The 18661-nt window shown below is 61.4% G+C and carries 15 protein-coding genes and 1 pseudogene; 9 read left to right on the top strand and 7 right to left on the bottom strand.

Translation table 11 applies throughout. The features are described from left to right. Positions 1 to 250 precede the first annotated feature (250 nt). A complete protein-coding gene (locus UB23_RS05315; RefSeq protein WP_045058280.1) occupies positions 251 to 1132 on the bottom strand; it encodes a LysR substrate-binding domain-containing protein in 882 nt (293 codons plus the stop codon). A gap of 159 nt (positions 1133 to 1291) precedes the next feature. Between UB23_RS05315 and UB23_RS05310 the strand changes: the two genes are divergently transcribed. The 6 genes from UB23_RS05310 to UB23_RS05285 all read left to right on the top strand — a co-directional run bounded on the left by UB23_RS05310 (position 1292) and on the right by UB23_RS05285 (position 8671). Next, entirely contained in the window at positions 1292 to 2929 is a 1638-nt protein-coding gene (locus UB23_RS05310) for a 5-guanidino-2-oxopentanoate decarboxylase (protein ID WP_045058279.1), read from the top strand. Further along, on the top strand, positions 2926 to 4374 hold the full coding sequence (locus UB23_RS05305; protein ID WP_045058278.1) for an aldehyde dehydrogenase family protein: 1449 nt from the start codon (positions 2926 to 2928) through the stop codon (positions 4372 to 4374). Before UB23_RS05310 ends, UB23_RS05305 begins: the two co-directional genes overlap by 4 nt. Before the next feature lie 214 nt (positions 4375 to 4588). Then, positions 4589 to 5692 carry an extracellular solute-binding protein gene (locus UB23_RS05300; RefSeq protein ID WP_045058277.1) on the top strand — a complete coding sequence of 368 codons (1104 nt, stop codon included), beginning with the start codon at positions 4589 to 4591 and terminating at the stop codon, positions 5690 to 5692. Between the two features lie 156 nt (positions 5693 to 5848). Next, positions 5849 to 6757 (top strand): ABC transporter permease, encoded by a 909-nt coding sequence (locus tag UB23_RS05295; RefSeq protein ID WP_045058276.1) that lies wholly within the window; start codon positions 5849 to 5851, stop codon positions 6755 to 6757. Further along, positions 6754 to 7602 carry an ABC transporter permease gene (locus UB23_RS05290; protein WP_045058275.1) on the top strand — a complete coding sequence of 283 codons (849 nt, stop codon included), beginning with the start codon at positions 6754 to 6756 and terminating at the stop codon, positions 7600 to 7602. Before UB23_RS05295 ends, UB23_RS05290 begins: the two co-directional genes overlap by 4 nt. 13 nt (positions 7603 to 7615) lie before the next feature. Then, complete coding sequence (locus UB23_RS05285) at positions 7616 to 8671, top strand: ABC transporter ATP-binding protein (protein ID WP_045058274.1); 1056 nt, start codon at positions 7616 to 7618, stop codon at positions 8669 to 8671. A gap of 23 nt (positions 8672 to 8694) precedes the next feature. Here UB23_RS05285 and UB23_RS28255 read toward each other — a convergent pair. Beyond that, positions 8695 to 9438 (bottom strand): annotated as a pseudogene (locus UB23_RS28255) (AraC family transcriptional regulator N-terminal domain-containing protein); the annotation flags it as partial. A 334-nt stretch (positions 9439 to 9772) separates the two neighbouring features. On the opposite strand from UB23_RS28255, the gene UB23_RS05275 reads away from it, so the two are divergent. Continuing rightward, positions 9773 to 10126, top strand: coding sequence for a putative quinol monooxygenase (locus tag UB23_RS05275; protein WP_045058272.1), 354 nt, complete (start codon positions 9773 to 9775; stop codon positions 10124 to 10126). Positions 10127 to 10167: 41 nt separating this feature from the next. Continuing rightward, positions 10168 to 10398: a hypothetical protein gene (locus UB23_RS05270; RefSeq protein ID WP_045058271.1), complete on the top strand. Its 231-nt coding sequence runs from the start codon at positions 10168 to 10170 to the stop codon at positions 10396 to 10398. A 15-nt stretch (positions 10399 to 10413) separates the two neighbouring features. Here the strand turns inward: UB23_RS05270 and UB23_RS05265 are convergent, their stop codons facing one another. Then, positions 10414 to 11043, bottom strand: coding sequence for a flavin reductase family protein (locus UB23_RS05265; RefSeq protein WP_045058270.1), 630 nt, complete (start codon positions 11041 to 11043; stop codon positions 10414 to 10416). A 219-nt stretch (positions 11044 to 11262) separates the two neighbouring features. Here UB23_RS05265 and UB23_RS05260 point away from each other — a divergent pair, with 219 nt between their 5' ends. Continuing rightward, a complete protein-coding gene (locus UB23_RS05260) occupies positions 11263 to 12018 on the top strand; it encodes a COG4705 family protein (RefSeq protein WP_045058269.1) in 756 nt (251 codons plus the stop codon). Between the two features lie 99 nt (positions 12019 to 12117). Here UB23_RS05260 and UB23_RS05255 read toward each other — a convergent pair whose 3' ends face one another. The 4 genes from UB23_RS05255 to UB23_RS05240 all read right to left on the bottom strand — a co-directional run bounded on the left by UB23_RS05255 (position 12118) and on the right by UB23_RS05240 (position 18462). Continuing rightward, on the bottom strand, positions 12118 to 13437 hold the full coding sequence (locus UB23_RS05255) for an MFS transporter (protein ID WP_045058268.1): 1320 nt from the start codon (positions 13435 to 13437) through the stop codon (positions 12118 to 12120). A gap of 309 nt (positions 13438 to 13746) precedes the next feature. Then, positions 13747 to 15072 carry a sigma-54-dependent transcriptional regulator gene (locus UB23_RS05250; protein WP_045058267.1) on the bottom strand — a complete coding sequence of 442 codons (1326 nt, stop codon included), beginning with the start codon at positions 15070 to 15072 and terminating at the stop codon, positions 13747 to 13749. After that, positions 15057 to 16832, bottom strand: coding sequence for a sensor histidine kinase (locus UB23_RS05245; protein WP_045058266.1), 1776 nt, complete (start codon positions 16830 to 16832; stop codon positions 15057 to 15059). Before UB23_RS05245 ends, UB23_RS05250 begins: the two co-directional genes overlap by 16 nt. 106 nt (positions 16833 to 16938) lie before the next feature. Then, the gene (locus tag UB23_RS05240; RefSeq protein ID WP_045058265.1) at positions 16939 to 18462 is read right to left on the bottom strand and encodes a fumarate hydratase; all 1524 of its coding nucleotides are present in this window, start codon (positions 18460 to 18462) and stop codon (positions 16939 to 16941) included. Positions 18463 to 18661: the final 199 nt, after the last annotated feature.

Here is an 18661-nt window from a genome sequence, read left to right as displayed (position 1 = left end):
AGACAAGGTCAGGCGCAAGTCCTGCCTTCAGGAGCCATCGGCCTCCCCCAGAAACACATCTTTGTATGTCAGCACCAACGAGCTTAGACCTCTCTCGCTGGGTGCTGGGTCAACATACAAGGAGCTGACGAGTGAAACGAGGCTGCGATCTTTTGATCTTGATCTTGATCTTGATCTTGATTTTAGACGCCAAAAGATCGCAGCCTCGTTTCACTCGACAGCTCCTACGCAGCTCCTGCCGGCTTTTGCGTTATCGCGACTGAGCCTGCTCCACCAACCACCCCATCAGCTCGCGCAGCTTGGGCGACGGCTCGGGTTTCTGCGGGAACACCAGGTAGTAGGCCAGACCGGTTTTAACCTTCAGCGCGAAGGGCATCACCAGCCTGCCCGCGCTCAGGTCATCCCCGATCAGCGACCAGTCTCCAATCGCCACGCCCGTCCCTTGGGACGCCATCGACATGGCCAGGTCCAGGGTTTCGAAATGCTGGCCCTTGCCCACGTTGTTCAAGCGTATCCCGGCGCTGGCCAGCCAGGCTTTCCAGTCGCGTTCGTCCCGGGTGGGGTGCAACAGCAAATGCTGTTGCAGGTCATCCGGGGACTGCAACGGTACCGGGCCTTCGAGCAGCGGCCTGGAGCAGACCGGGGTCAGTTGTTCGTCGAACAGGTGCAGGGAGGCCAGCGCATTGTCCGGTAGCGCTCCGTACATCACTGCGGCGTCGAACTGTTCGCGATGAAAATCCACTCCGTGCTTCACCGTGGTGGTCAACTCTACCGGCACGTCCGGACGCTCCCTTTGCCACTGCAACAGCCGTGGCAGCAACCAGCGCATGACGCAGGTCGGCGCCTTCAACTGCAGGGTCTCGCGCGTCTCACCGATCTGGTCCACGGCTTCGTCGATCAAGCGGAAAATCTTCTGCACCCGCGGCAGCCATTCGCGCCCCTGCGCCGTCAACTCCAGGCCCCGGGCCTGGCGAATGAACAGCTCATAACCCAGATGATCCTCCAGCCCGGCGACTTGCCGGCTCACCGCGCCCTGGGTGATGTGCAACTGCTCGGCGGCACGGGTGAAGTTGCAGCACTGCGCGGTGATCAGAAAAGTGTGCAGCGCCGGCAGGGGAGGCAATCGTTTCATGGGGATCCAAGGTATGACGTAAGGACATGGCTAGTATGACTTTTTATCCATTGTTGAGGCGACGTGTCGCCCGTTCCAATGAGGCCATCCCTGGACCTGCCCACGCATCATAAACACTGCGCAGGTCCGGCGTCTCAAACGAACAGGAAGGGCAATGACATGGCGACGTGTGGCGAAGTATTGGTCAAGTTACTCGAAGGTTACGGGGTCGAGCAGGTGTTCGGCATTCCCGGGGTTCACACCGTGGAGCTGTACCGTGGGCTGGCCCGTTCGAGCATCAACCATGTCACTCCGCGTCATGAGCAGGGCGCCGGTTTCATGGCTGACGGCTATGCGCGCACCAGCGGCAAGCCCGGTGTGTGCTTCATCATCACCGGCCCTGGCATGACCAACATCACCACTGCCATGGGGCAGGCCTACGCCGATTCGATCCCGATGCTGGTGATCTCCAGCGTGCAATCGCGCAGCCAGTTGGGCGGTGGCCGGGGCAAGCTTCACGAGCTGCCAAACCAGAGCGCGCTGGTGGCCGGGGTGGCGGCGTTTTCCCATACGCTGATGTCGGCGGCCGAGCTGCCAGGCGTGTTGGCCCGCGCCTTTGCGTTGTTCCAGGCGGGTCGTCCGCGCCCGGTGCATATCGAAATTCCGCTGGATGTGCTGGTCGAGGAAGCGGATGACCTGCTCGCCAGCGTGCCGGTCAATATTGATCGTGCGGGTGCTTCGCCGAGCGCGATCAGCCGCATGACCGCGCTGCTGGCCGGCGCGAAACGCCCATTGATTCTTGCCGGTGGCGGAGCCATTGATGCCGCAGCCGAGCTGACTGAACTGGCCGAGTTGCTCGATGCGCCCGTGGCCCTGACCATCAATGCCAAGGGCATGCTGGAGTCCGCGCATCCGTTGCTGATCGGCTCGACCCAGAGCCTGGTCGCCACCCGTGCCCTGGTCGCCGAGGCCGACGTTGTGCTGGCCATCGGCACCGAGCTGGCCGAGACCGATTACGACGTGACGTTCGCCGGTGGTTTCGAGATTCCCGGTGCACTGTTGCGGGTGGACATCGACCCCGACCAGACCGTGCGCAACTATCCGCCACAGGTCGCGCTGGTGTCCGATGCGCGCAACGCCGCGCAGGCACTGTTGAGCGCGCTCTCGCACAAATCCCTGGCCGAGCGCCGTGCCGATTGGGGCCAGGTGCGTGCTGCGCGTCTGCGCGCCGAGCTGGCAGCGACCTGGGACGCGCCGACCCTGGCACAAACCCGCTTCCTGGAAACCGTGCTGCACGAGTTGCCGAATGCTGTGTTTGTCGGCGATTCGACCCAGCCGGTGTATACCGGCAACCTCACGTTCAACCCGGAGCGTCCGCGCCGCTGGTTCAATTCCTCCACCGGCTACGGCACCCTCGGCTACGCCTTGCCGGCGGCGATTGGTGCCTGGCTCGGTGGCAGCGTCGCGGGCGGCGCGCGCCCTGCGGTGGTGTGCCTGATCGGTGACGGCGGCCTGCAATTCACCTTGCCGGAACTGGCCAGCGCCGTAGAAGCCCGGACCCCGGTGATCGTCCTGCTGTGGAATAACCAGGGCTACGAAGAGATCAAGAAATACATGGTCAACCGCGCCATCGAACCGGTGGGTGTGGACATCTACACACCGGATTTCATCGGCGTGGCCAAGGCTCTGGGCTGTGCCGCCGAAGCGGTGAAGGGGGTCGAGCAACTGCGCACTGCGCTGCGCGTCGCTGCTGACCGGCAGGGCCCGACCCTGATTGAGATTGATCAGGCGCAATGGATGCAGGCGGTGTCGCAATGAGCCTGCCGACAACTTTGCACGGCCTGTTTATCAACGGCCAGTGGTCTGCCGGTCCGGAACATCTGCGGGTGATCAATCCGTCGACCGAGGCCCTGCTGACAACGGTTAATGGTGGCGACTCAGCTGCCGTCGATCAAGCCGTCACTGCCGCCGCCGCAGCCTTCCAGAGTTGGTCGCAGACCAGCGGCGCCGAGCGCGGTGCGATCCTGCGCAAGATCGCCGCAGGCGCGCAGGCCAGTCGTGAGCAGTTGATGCATTTGCAGTCGAGCAATAACGGCAAGCCACTGTTCGAAGCCGCCATCGACGTCGATGACGTGATCGCCACTTTCGAGTACTACGCCGGTCTGGCCGAAGGCCTGGACACGAAACAGGACAGCCCGGTCGAGTTACCAACAGACGATTTCAGCGCTCGAGTACGCCGGGAACCTTGTGGTGTGGTCGGCCTTATCGTGCCGTGGAATTTCCCGATGGTCACCACCGCCTGGAAGCTCGCGCCGGCCCTTGCCGCCGGTTGCTGCGTGGTGCTCAAACCGTCCGAAGTAACGCCCCTGCCAGAGCTGGAGCTGGCGGCGATCATTGCCCGTTCGGGTCTGCCCCAGGGCGTGTTCAACCTGGTCTGCGGCACTGGGCTGGCTGTCGGCGCACCGCTGTCGGCGGACCCGCGCATTGCCAAGATATCCTTCACCGGCAGCAACGCGGTAGGGGTGCAGGTGATGCAGCGCGCGGCGGAAACCGTCAAGGGTGTGAGCCTGGAACTGGGGGGTAAATCCTCGTTGCTGGTGCTGGCTGATGCCGACCTTGAGCTGGCGGTGGAAGTGGCGTGTGGCGGCGGGTTTTTTAATGCCGGACAAATGTGTTCGGCCACCAGCCGTGTGTTGGTCGCCGATGAACTGGCGGATGAGTTTCTCATTCGCTTGAAGGCTCGTGCCGAAGCCATTCGTGTGGCGGACCCGTTCGATCCGGCGGTGGAAATGGGCGCGCTGGTCAATCAGGCGCAATACCAGCGGGTACTCGGCCACATCGACCGTGGCTTGAGCGCTGGCGCGAAGCTGATCTGCGGCGGCAATCGCCCGGCGGACCTTCCACGAGGCTATTTTTTGCAGCCGACGATCTTCACCGACGTGCCCCAGGGCAGTGCGCTTTGGTGTGAAGAGATTTTCGGTCCGGTCATTTGCGTGCGCAGTTTCGCCTCCGAAGGCGAGGCGATTGCCCTGGCCAACGATAGCCAGTTCGGTCTGGTGGCCAGTGTCGTCACGCGCAATGCCGAAACGGCGGATCGCGTCGCGAACGCCTTGCAGGCGGGGCTCGTGTGGATCAACGCGCCACAGGTGATCTTTGCGCAGGCTGCCTGGGGTGGTTACAAGCAGAGCAGCATTGGCCGCGAATTGGGGCCGTGGGGCTTGCAGGCTTTCCAGGAAATAAAACACGTCATTCGAGCCATCTGATCGCTCGAATATGGTGAGTGCGTGCCTCTTGTCGAGGCATGTGCTGATGTCATGGCTTCGATGAGTTTTTATCGATAGTCAGGTGTTTTGCACGACCTCAGGATGAACTCGCTGGTTCCGCCAAGCCCCGAAAATACGAGGGATAACGCTGATCCGGACGCGGATGCAACAGTTTCGACCTGCCTTATACCTACAAAAACAAAGGGAGTCCGTAATGGGCGAGCATGATCTGAACAGACGTCAATTCATCAAGACCGTGGGCGTAGCCTCGGTAGCCGCGGCGGCCATGAGCATGCCGTTCATCAAGGCCAATGCCAGCGACACCCGCTTCCAGGGTAAAACCCTGCGCCTGCTGACCTGGTCCGACGACACCGGCCTGGCCGCGCTGCGCAACATCGCGGCGACCTTTGAAGACAAATACGGCTGCAAGGTCATCGCTGACCGTACCGGCAGCACCTCGGAAATGGTCGCCAAACTCAAGGCCGGCGGCGATCGTGCGCAGTACGACATCATCACCCTGGCTGGCGTTGGTGCCGAGGGCCTGGCGGCGGCCAACCTGCTGGAAAAACCCGACCTCAACCGCATTCCCAACCTGGTCGATGTGCCGGAAAAATACCGCACCGGTGCCAACGGCCACGGGATTGGATACCTGCTCTGGTGCAACAGCCTGGTCTACAGCACCCGCACCATCCAGCAAGCGCCGGACAGCTACGCCGCCCTGTGGGACGCCGACCTGTCGCCGAACATTTTCCTGCCGCCGCCGAACTGGACCGAAGCCATGGACCTGATCATCATCGCCGCCAAACTGGCCGGTGGTGACGAGCACAACATCGAGCCGGGCTTCAGGAAGCTCGCAGAGCTCAAGGACCGCGTGGTGACGCTGGGCGAGAACCCGAACCAGATCGCCGAGCTGTTCCGCACCGGTTCCCTGGACATGGGTGGCCTGTATGCGCCGGCTTTTTTCCCCAAGCAGATCCGCGATCCGGCCTACGGCCTGGGTGCTACCTTTGGCATGAAAGAAGGCTTCTACACCGACCTGATGCTCTCGGTGATGCCGAAAAATCGCCCCGGCGATACCGAACTGGCCTACGCCTTCATCAACCACTCCCTGGACCCGCTGGTGCAGGGCAAGATGGCCGAGGACATTTACAACGGCCCGGTCAACGCCAAGGCGATCATCTCCGCCGAGGCCCGCAAGAGCCCGTACATCCTCACGCCGGAGCAAATTGCCGAGAAGGCGATCATGCACGACAACGCCTTCCTGGCCTCTGTGCATGACCAATGGATTCGTCGCTACACGGAAATCTTTTCTTCCTGATCTGCCATACGACCTGCAAGGCACGGTCCCCTGCAGGCGCTGCCGCAGGCTGCGATTTTTTGACTTTGATTTTCAGGATCAAAAGATCGCAGCCAGCGGCCGCTCCTACCGGGGTGGTGCACCAGATCGTCCTGTGCAATTGACGAGACCCTAGCCATGGAACACCAACCCCTGATCCACCCCGGCAACATCGCGGCATCACCGCCAAAACGCGGCGTGTCACCCACCGCCCGCGCCTGGCTTTTTCTCACGCCATCGATGCTGTTCCTCGGCGTGCTGATTGCCGCCAGCCTGCTGGTACTGCGCATGAGCGTGGGCACCAAAGGCGCGGAATGGACCGGCTTCAGCCTGGCCAGCTACGCGCAGTTGCTGGAACCTTACTACCTCAAATCCTTGCTGCTGACCCTGCGCCTGGCGTTGATCAGCGCGGCGATTGCCGTGGTGCTGGCGATCCCGGTGGCCTACACCATGTCACGCCTGACCTCCCCCTTGGTGCGGCGAATTTTCCTTGCAGCAGTGTTGCTGCCCTTGCTGGTCAACCTGCTGCTGCAAAGTTATGGCTGGCTGGTGATCCTCGGGCCTGGCGGAATGCTCAATCAGGCCTTGATGGGACTGGGTCTGATCAAGCGTCCGATCATGTTGCTCTACAACCAGAACGGCGTGCTGATGGGACTGGTGCAAACCGCCTTCCCGCTGGCCGTACTGCCAATCGCCAGCGCCATGCGCGGAGTCGCCCGCACCTACGAAGAGGCGGCGGCCACCCTCGGCGCCAGTCGCTTGCAGGTGTTCCGCCAGGTGGTGCTGCCGATGAGTCTGCCGGGCATCATCACCGGCGCAACGCTGGTGTTCGCCTACAACGCCAGCAGCTTCGTAGTGCCCCTGTTGCTGGGTGGTCGGCGCGTGCCGATGCTGGCGGTGATGGTCCATGACCAGATCGCCCCGCTGATGAACTGGCCCGCCGCCTCCGCAGCCGGGGTGGTTCTGATTGTCACCACGCTGCTGATCATGACCCTGTCGGAATATTTCACTGGCCGGCGTCGGCGCAGGATGGAGGCTTCGCAATGAGCACTGTGATCAACAAGCGTCATACGTTACTGCCGGGCGATACCGGCAAGTTTGCCGGCGTGCTGTCGGGCTTTATCCTGCTGCTGGCGGTGCTGCCGATCCTGACGATGATCGTCATGTCATTCAGCGGCGCCTCAAACCTCGACTTCCCACCCAGCAGCTACAGCCTGCAGTGGTACAAGGCCGCCTGGAACAGCTTTGTCTCGCCCGACTCCAGCGATGTGCTGAGCCTGGGCAAAGCCATGACCACCAGCCTGATGGTGGCTTGCCTGACCATGGTCTTCGCCACGATCATCGCGGTGCCTGCGGCCTATGCGCTGACCCGTTGCGAGTTCCGCGGCAAGGCCGTGGCGCTGCAACTGATGTCGTTGCCGCTGGTGTTTCCCATGGTGGTACTGGGCCTGGCCTTGCTGCTGGTTTTCGACAGCCTGCCGTTCCAGATGACCACCTCGCGCCTGGTGATTGCGCACGTGATCCTGGCATTACCCTTCGTGGTGAAGAATTGCACCGCAGCGATGCTGTCCATCGGCACTGAGGTCGAAGAGGCTGCGCAGATGCTCGGCGCGTCGCCCACCCGGGCGATCGTTGACGTAGTGGTGCCGTTGATGAAGTCGGGAATTCTCGCGGGGATGCTGCTGGCGTTCATCGTCTCGTTCAACGAGTTCACCGTGACCTACTTCCTCTACACCATCGATGTCATGACCGTGCCGATCTGGATGTACAGCCGCACCGTGTCATCGCTTGACCCGACTGTCTTTTCCTTTGCCGTGCTGATCGTGCTGATCGACTTCGTCCTGATCTGGGCGTTGGAGAAGCTGGTGGGCGAGGGCGGCGTTTCCTTTTGATTTGAGGTGCAACATGACTGGTCTGATTCTGGAAAACGTCGAAAAACACTACGGCTCGGCCTGCGCGGTAAAGGATGTGAACCTGCATTTGCCCGAGGGCAAGCTGGTGTGTTTTCTCGGCCCCTCGGGCTGCGGGAAAACCACCCTGCTGCGCATGATCGCCGGGCTTGAAACCCTCTCGGGCGGGGAGATCCGCCTGGACGGTGAAGACATCGGCCACACCCCGGCGCATCTGCGCAATTTCGGCATGGTGTTCCAATCCCTGGCGCTATTTCCGCACATGACCGTGGGGGAGAACATCGCTTACCCTTTGAAGCTGCGTGGGGTCAGCAAGGCTGATCAACAGGCGCGGGTGGTGGAGTTGCTGCAGCTGATTCAGTTGCAGGAGATGATTGATCGCCCGGTGTCCAAGTTGTCCGGCGGGCAACGCCAGCGCGTGGCGATCGCCCGGGCAATTGCCTCACACCCGAAAATCCTGTTGCTGGATGAACCGCTGTCGGCGCTGGACGCCAAGCTGCGGGAATCGATGCAGGTAGAAATCCGCCAACTGCAACAGCGCCTGAACATCACCACCATCATGGTCACCCACGACCAGCGTGAGGCCATGACCATGGCCGATATCGTCGTCGTGTTGGGCGAGCATCGGGTACAGCAGGTAGGGACGCCCATCGAGATTTACCGGCATCCGGCCAACGAGTTCGTTGCCGACTTCATCGGCTCGGGCAACATTTTTCCGGCTACGGCGCTGGGCAATGGCAAGGTCGGTTTGCCCGGTGGGGACGCCCTGCAAGTGCCGATCTGCAGCAGCATAGTGGCGGGGGCGAAGGTCAAGATGCTGATTCGTCCCGAGGACCTGCAGCTGTCGCAGCCCCAGGCCACGGCGGGAAACCGTCTGCTGGGCAGGGTGACGTTCGTGCGCGATATCGGCGCGACGATTGAAACCACGGTGGAGTGTTCGGGGGTGTCGTTTACTGCCTTGAGTACGCCTTGCCAGGGCTTCGGCCTGAGCATCGGCAACCCGGTGTCGGTAACCCTGCCTGCCGAGGCGTGCCGGGTGCTCGGCGCCTGATCCTGACTCGATGGCGGCCTTTGCGGCCTCATCGCGGTCATTGCCTTGAACCGGTGATGCAGCGTCGACACGCTCAGGTTTACTTCCTTGGCCAGGTCATCGATGCGCAACGGTTGCTCGTAATTGCCATTGAGCCATTTGATCGCCTGGCTGATGCGATGGCTCTGGCTGTTGGCAATGGCAATCTCATACAGGCGATGCCCCTGCGGGCTGCGCAGCAGGCGGTAGAGAATCTCGCGGCGAATCAGCGGCGCAAGCATGCCGATATCCTTGGGTGAATTGAGCAGGCGGGCCAGGCGCAGCACGGCGTCGAGCATCGCGGTATCGATCTGCTCCACGTACAGGCCGCGCCCCGTAGGGCGGGTCGGCACGCCAAGGGGGCCGGCGTCGGCAATCAACGCGGTAATTTCCGCTGGGTCGATATCCAGCCGCACGGCCAGTATCGGTTCTTCGCAAGTGACATTCACCACCCGCCCACTCAGCGGCATCGAGACCGACACCACCAGGTAATTCAGTGGGTCGTAATTGAAAAACTCATCGGCCAGGCGCACCTCTTTTCGCCCCTGGGCCATGATGCACAGTGCCGGTTGCGCGAGCACCGGGGCAAAATCGTGGGACTTGCTGTGGCGCGACATGAACAGCGAGCCGACGGCCGTGGCATAGGTGCCATCATCCAGCGTGTTGCGGCGAATGATAGCGGCCAGTTCCGCCCGCTGTTTTTCCATGTCGGCGTCCAGCGGGGCTTCAAAGTGATCGAGCGACGACATGCACGGCATCCTCGGCGAAGTGGTGGGATGAGCAGAGCTTAAATTTGTGCAAGGAACAACGGTAGACACATCCTGCGAAATGCTTGCCTGATTCTGCACCGGACTCAAGTGTTTCACGGTGGCGGCGGGCGCTAGCCGGGCAAACTTGCTCGAAAGTCATATTTCAATGCTGTGACAGCATTTACAGGTTGTTACAGGTTCCCGGAGAGGCCTGGCAGGATCGTGCAACAAGCCGGCAGGAATCGACTAACCGCGTCGTCCCTGGCGCGCTTAACCTTTGATCCTGTCGCAGCCCGTCCCACGGCTGCCACTTGAGTACCTGGGAGGGTTGAACATGTCTACGCAAATCCCCGTCAGCCATATGGCCTTTGTTCGTGCTCGTGCCGGGCGTTCGGTGGAACTGGGCGCGCGTCTCAGTGCCCTGATAGAACCGTCGCTTACTGCACCGGGCTGCCTGAGCTTCGCCTTGCAACATTCACAATGCGATCCGCAGTTGTGGCTGGTGTCCGGTTTCTGGCTCGATCAACAGGCCATGACGGCCTACTTCAGCACCCCGGCCATGCAGATTTTTGCTGAGTTGGTGGAGGACCTGGTGGTCAACAGCCTGGATTTTCATACCTTCGAGCAAGTATCAGCCGCCCAGGCGCTCGGACAGACCCAGTCCTGGGTACACAAAATGGCGGGTTGAGGGGTTAATGACGGCATTCTCAATCATCCAGGATGCCCGACATGGCACGTAAAGCCTTTGAAACCTTCGAAGCCGTATCGGCTGTTGTCCCCCGCGAGGGCGGTTACTACGCGGCGATTGCCACCAAAGCCATCGGTAGCTCGGGCGCACCGCGCTTCAACAAGCTGCTGGAAGAACAGACCTTCAAGACCGCCAAGGAGGCGGACGAGGCTGCCGCCATGCAACTGACGCACCTCAAGGGCGTCGGTGAAGACGGCGAACTGATCTGGTAGTCATCTGACCAGTAGCTACCTGGTCGCCCCCGGGCGGAACATCTTGAACAGTGCCTCCGGCCCCAGCTGGAAGTAATCCGCCGGCCCGCCGCCGCGCAGAATCGGCTCTGCCGCGGCGGTGTCGTACACCCCATCCTTGAGCAGCCATTTGGCAATGTGCACGGCCACCACTTCGCCGAGTATCAGCCAGCTGGGCACCACATTGCCGTCAGCCCGTTGCAGCTGAATGATCTGCGTTACCTTGCATTCAAAGGACACCGGGCTTTCAGCGACCCGTGGCACCTGGATCACTTTCGAGGCCACGGGTGTCAGCCCGGACAACTCGAATTCATTGACCTCAGGCCCGACCATCGCGCAGCTCTGATTCATCTGCTCGGCCAATGGACGAGTGGCCAGGTTCCAGGCGAATTCGCCGGTCTGCTCGATATTGTTCAAGCTGTCTTTGCGCCCGACGCTGGAGAACCCGATGATCGGCGGAATGTAGTTGAAGGCGTTGAAAAAACTGTAGGGCGCCAGGTTAAGGCGGCCGTTGGCATCCTGCGACGAAATCCAGCCGATGGGCCGCGGTCCGACGATGGCGTTGAACGGATCGTGGGGCAGGCCATGGCCGTTGGCAGGTTCGTAGAAATGAATGTCGTCGGGCATGGAGTAGCGTTCCTGTAGGAGCGAGCTGGCTCGCGATAATCTGTCGGTCAAAAGCAATGTATCTGACACAGCATCACGAGCAAGCCCGGTCGCCATAAAATCTTCCCATTTGCGTAAGTGACAGATTTTTCATAAAGCACCTACCTATTTTTCACCAAGCCCCCGCCAGTCTGCGTGCAAAACCAAGAAACGACCACGCACGCTGGAGCGCTATCCTCGATGAATAAACTTCCTCAAATAACCCTGGCATTCTGGGTGATGAAAATCTGCGCAACGACCTTGGGGGAGACCGCAGGCGATTTGCTATCGATGACTCTCAATGTCGGCTACGCCATCAGCTCGCTGATTCTGATCAGCGTATTTGTGCTGACGTTGATCACTCAGCTGATGTCCAAGTCCTACAAACCGGTGCTGTACTGGATCGTGATCCTGTCGACCAGCACGGCCGGCACCACGATGTCGGACTTTATGGATCGTACCCTGGGTCTGGGCTACGCCACCGGTTCGATGATTCTGATTGCCATCCTGGTTGGGATTTTTGCCGCCTGGCGCTTGAGCGGTGATTCACTGAATGTGACCAAAGTGCAGACCTTGCGCGGCGAAATGTTTTACTGGATGGCGATCCTGTTTTCAAACACCCTGGGCACGGCACTCGGCGATTACCTGGCCGACGACTCGGGCCTGGGTTTTGCCGGTGGCGCGCTGTTGATCGGCTCGACCATTGTGATGGTGGTGCTGCTCAAATACTTCACCAGGATTTCGTCAGTGTTGCTGTTCTGGGTGGCATTTGTCCTCACCCGGCCGTTCGGGGCGACCCTAGGTGACTTCCTGACAAAACCGCACGAAAAGGGGGGGCTGGATTTCGGTACGATTGGCTCCTCGCTGGTGTTGGCGGGGATTCTGATGGTGATGATTGCAGGTGCTTCCTACGCGCAAAACAAGTACGCGAAGCCGGCGGCTGCCGAGTTGAGCTGATAGATTTTTGGGGGGCTCCATCGCAATGCCGCCCGGAACTCACAAGCTCCGGACGGCGTTTCGACGAAGAGGCCGGTGCAGCCGACCTGAATGTGACGGTCAGTCAGTGGTGATGCGTGAGTGCTTGCGGGTGTCTTTCATGGTGATGTACACCAGCAACGACACTGCAATACACCCGGTCACGTACCAGTAGTAGCCGGTTTCCATGCCGCTGCTCTTGAACCACAGCGCGATGTATTCAGCGGTACCGCCGAAGATCGACACGGTCAGCGCGTAAGGTAAGCCAACACCCAGTGCACGGATTTCGGTCGGGAACAGTTCGGCTTTCACAACCGCGTTGATCGAGGTGTAGCCGCTGACGATGATCAGCGCCGCCATGATCAGGAAGAACGCGCCCCACCAGCTCTGCACGGTGTGCAGGGCGGTCAGGATCGGCACGGTGAACAGCGTGCCAAGGACGCCGAAGGCGATCAGGATCGGCCGGCGACCGACTTTATCCGAGAGCCCGCCTACCAGCGGTTGCAGGCACATGAACAGGAACAGCGTGGCTGCCGAAATCGTGGTGGAGTCGGAGATGCTCATACCGACCGTGTTCACCAGGTACTTCTGCATGTAGGTGGTGTAGGTGTAGAACGCCAGCGTACCGCCCATGGTCAGGCCGACCACGGTGAGCAGTTCCTTGGGGTGGCGCATCAAGGTGCGCATGGCGCTTTCCTTGGCCTTTTCTTTCTTGGTGAAGGACTCGGTCTCTTCCATGCCGCGACGCAGGTAGAGCGCAACCACGGCACACAGCGCGCCGATGGCAAACGGGATGCGCCAGCCCCAGGCATACAGCTCCTCGGTGGTGAGGACGTTCTGCAGGACGATCAGTACGCCCAGCGCGATGAGCTGGCCGGAGATCAGGGTCACGTACTGGAAGCTCGAGAAGAAACCGCGACGCTCCTTGGTCGCCATCTCGCTGAGGTAAGTGGCCGAGGTGCCGTACTCGCCACCGACCGACAGGCCTTGCAGCAAACGGGCGAAAATCAGCAGGATCGGCGCGCCGATGCCGATGGTTTCATAGCCCGGGCTCAGGGCGATCAGCAGCGAACCGAAGCACATCAGGTAAACCGAGGCCATCAACGCCTTTTTACGACCAACCTTGTCGGCGTACAGGCCCATCAGCCAGCCCCCGATCGGACGCATCAGGAAGCCTACGGCGAAAATCGCGGCGGTATTAAGCAGCTGTGCGGTGGTATCGCCTTTAGGGAAAAAGGCTTTGGCGAAGTACAGCGAGAACGCGGCGTAGACGTACCAGTCGTACCACTCGACCATATTGCCGACCGAACCGCTGAAGATCGATCTGATGCGACTGGAGGTGGTTCTGGTCTTGGCCGGCACGGCAGCCGATCCTGCGGGCAGGGTGTTGGAGTTATCCATCGAAGGATCCTTAATCTAATTGTTGTATTGGAGCGCATTGAAACGCAGCCTGCGGGGGCTATAGCAGGAGCTGTGCCAACGGGGGGAGGCCCGGTTTAGAGGGGTTTGGACGGGTGCGTAAGCGGATTTCCGCTTATTGGAGAATGGGGGTGAGCGGAAAATCGCTTATCAGCTTGTAGATGTGTATTGGCAGCAATGGCCTCTTCGCGGGCAAGCCCGCTCCCACAGGGATCAAGGTGGACCACAGATATGTGCTCGGCCACAAAACCTGTGGGAGCGAGCTTGCCCGCGAAGAGGCCGATCCAGGCGCTACAAAAACATCTCGCGAGTCAGCCCATGGCGCTGCATCTTTTCATTGAAGGTGCGGCGCGGCAGTTGCAACTCTTCGAGCACCGCTTTCACATCGCCTTTATGCCGGGTCAAGGCCGCCCGCAGGCAGTGTTCTTCGAAAGCCTCCTGACGAGCCGCCAGTGACTGCCCCGGTTCGCTGCCCACCGGTGCCGGCTCATCGAGCCCCAGCACCTGGCGCTCGGCCACGTTGGCCAATTCACGGACGTTGCCGGGCCAGTCATGGCTGAGCAAGTGGCTCAACTGCGCGCCGGTCAGTGGTGGAAATGTGCGGCCCAGGCGATCGGCGGCGCTCTGGGCGAAGGTTTCGAACAGCAGCGGGATGTCCTCGCGCCGGTCTCGTAGCGGCGGCAGGCGCAGCTCGGCAACGTTCAGGCGATAGGCCAGGTCTTCACGGAAGCGTCCGGCCCGGGCTTCGTCCAGCAGGTCGGGCTTGGTCGCGGCGATGATTCGCAGGTCCACGCGAATGCTCTGGTTCGACCCCAGGCGCTCGAGTTTCTGTTCCTGCAGCACTCGTAGCAATTTCACTTGCTGGGCCAGTGGCATACTTTCGATTTCATCGAGAAACAGCGTGCCGCCGTCGGCATATTCGAGCTTGCCGATGCGCTTGCCCTGGGCGCCGGTGAATGCGCCACTCTCGTGGCCGAACAGTTCGGCCTCGAACAGTTGCTCGGGGATCGCTGCGCAATTGAGCGCCACAAAGGGCTTGGCGGCCCGTGTCCCGAAGTCGTGCAGGCAGCGAGCAACCAGCTCCTTGCCACTGCCGGTTTCACCGCGGATCAACACATTGACCGGCAATGCCGCCAGTTCCAGCACTTGCCGGCGTAACGTCTGCAGTCCTCGGGATACCCCCAGCAGTGTGGCATCGAGCTTGGCGCGGTTGTCGGCCTGTTTATGCAGGGCGCGGTTTTCCAGCACCAGCCGGCGTTTGTCGAGCGCGCGTCGCAGGCTGCCGAGTAACGTCTCGGGGCTGAAGGGTTTTTCGAGGAAGTCGTAGGCGCCGTCGCGCATCGCGTCCACTGCCATCGGCACATCGCCGTGGCCGGTCAGCAGGATCACCGGCAAGTCGGCATCACGCCGCTGGACCTCGGCCAACAGCTCCAGGCCGGTCATACCGGGCATGCGCACGTCGCTGAGGATCACCCCAGGAAAGTGCCGGGGCAACTGCGCCAGGCACTCTTCGGCGCGACTGAACAACTGCACTTCGAAGCCTGACAGGCTCAACCATTGTTCGACGGCGCTACGAATGCTGCTTTCGTCGTCGACGACGATCACTGAGTTGAGCATGGGCCCTGGGCCTCCTGGTCGATTGGCAGGGTGAGGGTGAAAGCGGCACCGTTACCCTGGTTGGCCGCGCTCAGGCGGCCGCCGGATTCGTGAGCGATGGCAAAGGATACGGCCAGCCCGATGCCCAGGCCATCGCCCACGGGTTTGGTGGTGAAAAACGGATCGAAGACTTTTGCCAGGTGTTCCTCGGCAATGCCGCCACCATTATCGGAAACGGTCAGGCGCCACAGCTTTTCATCTTCTTCCAACCGGATTTCCAGGCGCTTGCAGGGCTTGTCGTGCATCGCGTCGAGGGCGTTACGCAATAGATTGATCAGCACCTGCTCCAGGCGAATCGAATCACCACGCACCCAGGCCGGGCGCGTCAGGTGCAGCACCGTGCTGACCTGTTCCTCGCGCAGGCGGGTTTCGAGCAGTTGCAGCGCCTGGTCCACCACAGTCGCCAGGTCCAGGCGTTCGCGCAGGCCGCTGGGGCTCTTGCGGGCAAACGTCTTGAGGTGGCCGGTCAGGGCAGCCATGCGCGTCAGCATGTCGTCCACCGGCTTGAGTGCCTTGTAGGCGTCATCTACCCGGCCGTGGTCGAGCAACAGGCGCAGGGTGGCCAGTTGCATGCGCTGGGCGGTCAGCGGCTGGTTGATTTCATGGGCCAGGGCGGCGGACATCTGGCCCAGGGCGGCGAGCTTGGCCGACTGCACCAGGCCATCCTGAGCGGTGCGCAGGTCGCGGGTGCGTTCTTCGACCAGGCGCTCGAGCTCTTCGCGACTGCGCTGGCGGATCTTGGCCAGACGCCAACGCTGATTGAGAAATAGCAGCAGGAAAACCAGCGCCAGCCACGACCCGGCTGCAGCCAGTGCGGCAGTGCGGCTGTCTTCAAAGGGCACCTGCGGGCGACGCAGCAGATGCAGGGTCCAGTCTTCGGCGGCCAGGGGCAGGGATTCCCACAGGTAGTCAACTTTGCCATCCGGGCCATCGACCCGCGCCAGGTGACTGTTGTCGTCGAAACTCTCCAGGGGCTGATAGTCCAGCTGTTTCAGGGGCTGCTTGTCGTACTGGCGGGTGGCCTTGAGTTCGGCGTGATCGCTGTCATTCAGTGGTTTGAGCAAGCGATAACGCCAGCCTGGCTGATTGGCGATGAAGATCACGCCGCGGGCATCGCTGACCAGCAAAGTATCGCTGCCTTGGCGCCATTCACGCTCCAGCTCGGGAAACTCGAGCTTGACCACCATGGCACCGAGGAAACGCCCATCGTCGGCAGTCACCGCACTGGACAGGAAATAACCGGGAATCCCGCTGGTCACCCCCACTGCATAGAAGCGTCCGGACCCCAGGGTGCGGGTCTGGCTGAAGTAGGGGCGAAAGCCGTAGTTGTGGCCGACGTAACTGCTGGGCAGGCGCCAGTTGCTCGCGGCCACGGCGAGGCCGGTTTCATCGAGCAGTTCCAGGGTCGAAGATTCGGCGGCGCCGTTGATCTTTTCCAGCTTGCGGTTGAGCAGGTCCTGCTGTTGGGCCGTCAATGGTCCATCGAGTGCCGAACGCAGCTCAGGGTCCAGGGCCAGCACAGCGGGCAGGGCGCGGTAGCGTTCGATCAAGGTGTGCAGCGAGGTCGCGTACAAACCCAGCTGCTGGTTGGCCCGGGCAGCGTCCTCCACCAATGCCTGGCGCTCGGCATGGCGCATGGCCAGGGTGGCGGCGATGACGGCGCCGGCAACGATAACGAGGGAGTAGAGCGTCAGGCGCAAGGGGCGAGAGGACTCGAACATGCTGGGCGTTACACAACGGGACGGTGGGCGCGCACCATAGCATGAGCCATAAAAAAGGCGACAGGAGCATGACCCCTGTCGCCTTTGCCAGACGTGTCTGAAAGGCTTACTGCACTTCTACCGCCAGACTTTCACTGATCTTTTTCTGCCAGATGGCAGGACCGGTGATGTGTACCGATTCACCCTTGCTATCCACTGCAACGGTTACCGGCATGTCTTTCACGTCGAACTCGTAGATCGCTTCCATGCCCAATTCGGCGAAAGCCACCACGCGGGACTTCTTGATGGCTTGCGCCACCAGGTAAGCCGCGCCGCCCACTGCCATCAGGTAAACGGCTTTGTGGTCCTTGATCGCTTCGATGGCGGTCGGGCCGCGCTCGGATTTGCCGATCATGCCCAGCAGGCCGGTTTGCTCGAGGATCTGGCGGGTGAATTTGTCCATCCGCGTTGCAGTGGTCGGGCCGGCAGGGCCAACGACTTCTTCGCGCACCGGATCAACCGGGCCGACGTAATAGATGAAGCGACCCTTGAGGTCCACCGGCAGGGTTTCGCCCTTGTTCAGCATCTCGACCATGCGCTTGTGCGCAGCGTCGCGGCCGGTGAGCATCTTGCCGTTGAGCAGGACCGTTTCGCCCGGCTTCCAGCTCTGCACTTCTTCCGGAGTCAGGGTGTCGAGGTTGACGCGACGAGCCGACGGGCCGGCTTCCCAGACGATTTCCGGGTAGGCGTCCAGCGGTGGCGCTTCCAGCGAGGCCGGGCCGGAACCGTCGAGCACGAAGTGCGCGTGACGAGTCGCGGCGCAGTTCGGGATCATGCACACCGGCAACGAAGCGGCGTGGGTCGGGTAGTCCATGATCTTCACGTCAAGCACGGTGGTCAGGCCGCCGAGGCCCTGGGCTCCGATGCCCAGCTGGTTGACCTTCTCGAACAGCTCCAGGCGCATCTCTTCGATACGGTTGGACGGGCCGCGCTTCTTCAGCTCGTGGATGTCGATGGATTCCATCAACACTTCCTTGGCCATCACCGCAGCTTTCTCGGCGGTGCCGCCAATGCCGATGCCGAGCATGCCCGGTGGGCACCAGCCGGCACCCATGGTTGGCACGGTTTTCAAGACCCAGTCGACGATCGAGTCGGACGGGTTGAGCATGGCCATCTTCGACTTGTTCTCGGAGCCGCCGCCCTTGGCCGCCACGTCCACTTCAACGGTGTTACCCGGAACGATGGAGTAGTGGATAACTGCCGGGGTGTTGTCTTTGGTGTTCTTGCGAGCGCCTGCCGGGTCGGCGAGGATCGAAGCGCGCAGGACGTTTTCCGGCAGGTTGTAGGCGCGACGTACGCCCTCGTTGATCATGTCGTCCAGGCCCATCGTGGCGCCATCCCAACGTACGTCCATGCCCACGCGGACGAACACGGTGACGATGCCGGTATCCTGGCAGATCGGGCGGTGGCCGGTGGCGCACATGCGCGAGTTGATCAGGATCTGTGCCATCGAATCACGGGCCGCTGGCGATTCTTCGCGCAGGTAGGCTTCGTGCATCGCCTGGATGAAATCCACGGGGTGGTAATAGGAAATGAACTGCAGGGCGTCGGCAACGCTCTGAATCAGGTCGTCTTGCTTGATCACGGTCATGAGTCGCGCTCCTCTTAAAGACGGGAACATTCAATAAGGTGCTTGCAGCTTGGGTGAATCGGTCGGTTGCAAGCACCTTTCAAGGCACGCCGGGGCTGCTGGCGCGACGCTAAAAAGGCGCGGCAGTATACCGCGCCTCGGTTTGGTAAACACCCGCCAGAGGTCATTCGTTGGTCGCATAGGATGCAGGCGTCATCGA

This window comes from Pseudomonas sp. ES3-33 (assembly GCF_000952175.1).
GTDB classification, from domain to species: Bacteria; Pseudomonadota; Gammaproteobacteria; order Pseudomonadales; family Pseudomonadaceae; genus Aquipseudomonas; species Aquipseudomonas gregormendelii.
Note: the sequence above shows the minus strand (reverse complement) of the source record. Positions and strands in the feature narration are given on the sequence as shown.

Coding starts and splice junctions, on each gene's coding strand:
- UB23_RS05315 (WP_045058280.1), bottom strand. CDS start 1,132: ATGAAACGATTGCCTCCCCTGCCGGCGCTGCACACTTTTCTGATCACC.
- UB23_RS05310 (WP_045058279.1), top strand. CDS start 1,292: ATGGCGACGTGTGGCGAAGTATTGGTCAAGTTACTCGAAGGTTACGGG.
- UB23_RS05305 (WP_045058278.1), top strand. CDS start 2,926: ATGAGCCTGCCGACAACTTTGCACGGCCTGTTTATCAACGGCCAGTGG.
- UB23_RS05300 (WP_045058277.1), top strand. CDS start 4,589: ATGGGCGAGCATGATCTGAACAGACGTCAATTCATCAAGACCGTGGGC.
- UB23_RS05295 (WP_045058276.1), top strand. CDS start 5,849: ATGGAACACCAACCCCTGATCCACCCCGGCAACATCGCGGCATCACCG.
- UB23_RS05290 (WP_045058275.1), top strand. CDS start 6,754: ATGAGCACTGTGATCAACAAGCGTCATACGTTACTGCCGGGCGATACC.
- UB23_RS05285 (WP_045058274.1), top strand. CDS start 7,616: ATGACTGGTCTGATTCTGGAAAACGTCGAAAAACACTACGGCTCGGCC.
- UB23_RS05275 (WP_045058272.1), top strand. CDS start 9,773: ATGTCTACGCAAATCCCCGTCAGCCATATGGCCTTTGTTCGTGCTCGT.
- UB23_RS05270 (WP_045058271.1), top strand. CDS start 10,168: ATGGCACGTAAAGCCTTTGAAACCTTCGAAGCCGTATCGGCTGTTGTC.
- UB23_RS05265 (WP_045058270.1), bottom strand. CDS start 11,043: ATGCCCGACGACATTCATTTCTACGAACCTGCCAACGGCCATGGCCTG.
- UB23_RS05260 (WP_045058269.1), top strand. CDS start 11,263: ATGAATAAACTTCCTCAAATAACCCTGGCATTCTGGGTGATGAAAATC.
- UB23_RS05255 (WP_045058268.1), bottom strand. CDS start 13,437: ATGGATAACTCCAACACCCTGCCCGCAGGATCGGCTGCCGTGCCGGCC.
- UB23_RS05250 (WP_045058267.1), bottom strand. CDS start 15,072: ATGCTCAACTCAGTGATCGTCGTCGACGACGAAAGCAGCATTCGTAGC.
- UB23_RS05245 (WP_045058266.1), bottom strand. CDS start 16,832: ATGTTCGAGTCCTCTCGCCCCTTGCGCCTGACGCTCTACTCCCTCGTT.
- UB23_RS05240 (WP_045058265.1), bottom strand. CDS start 18,462: ATGACCGTGATCAAGCAAGACGACCTGATTCAGAGCGTTGCCGACGCC.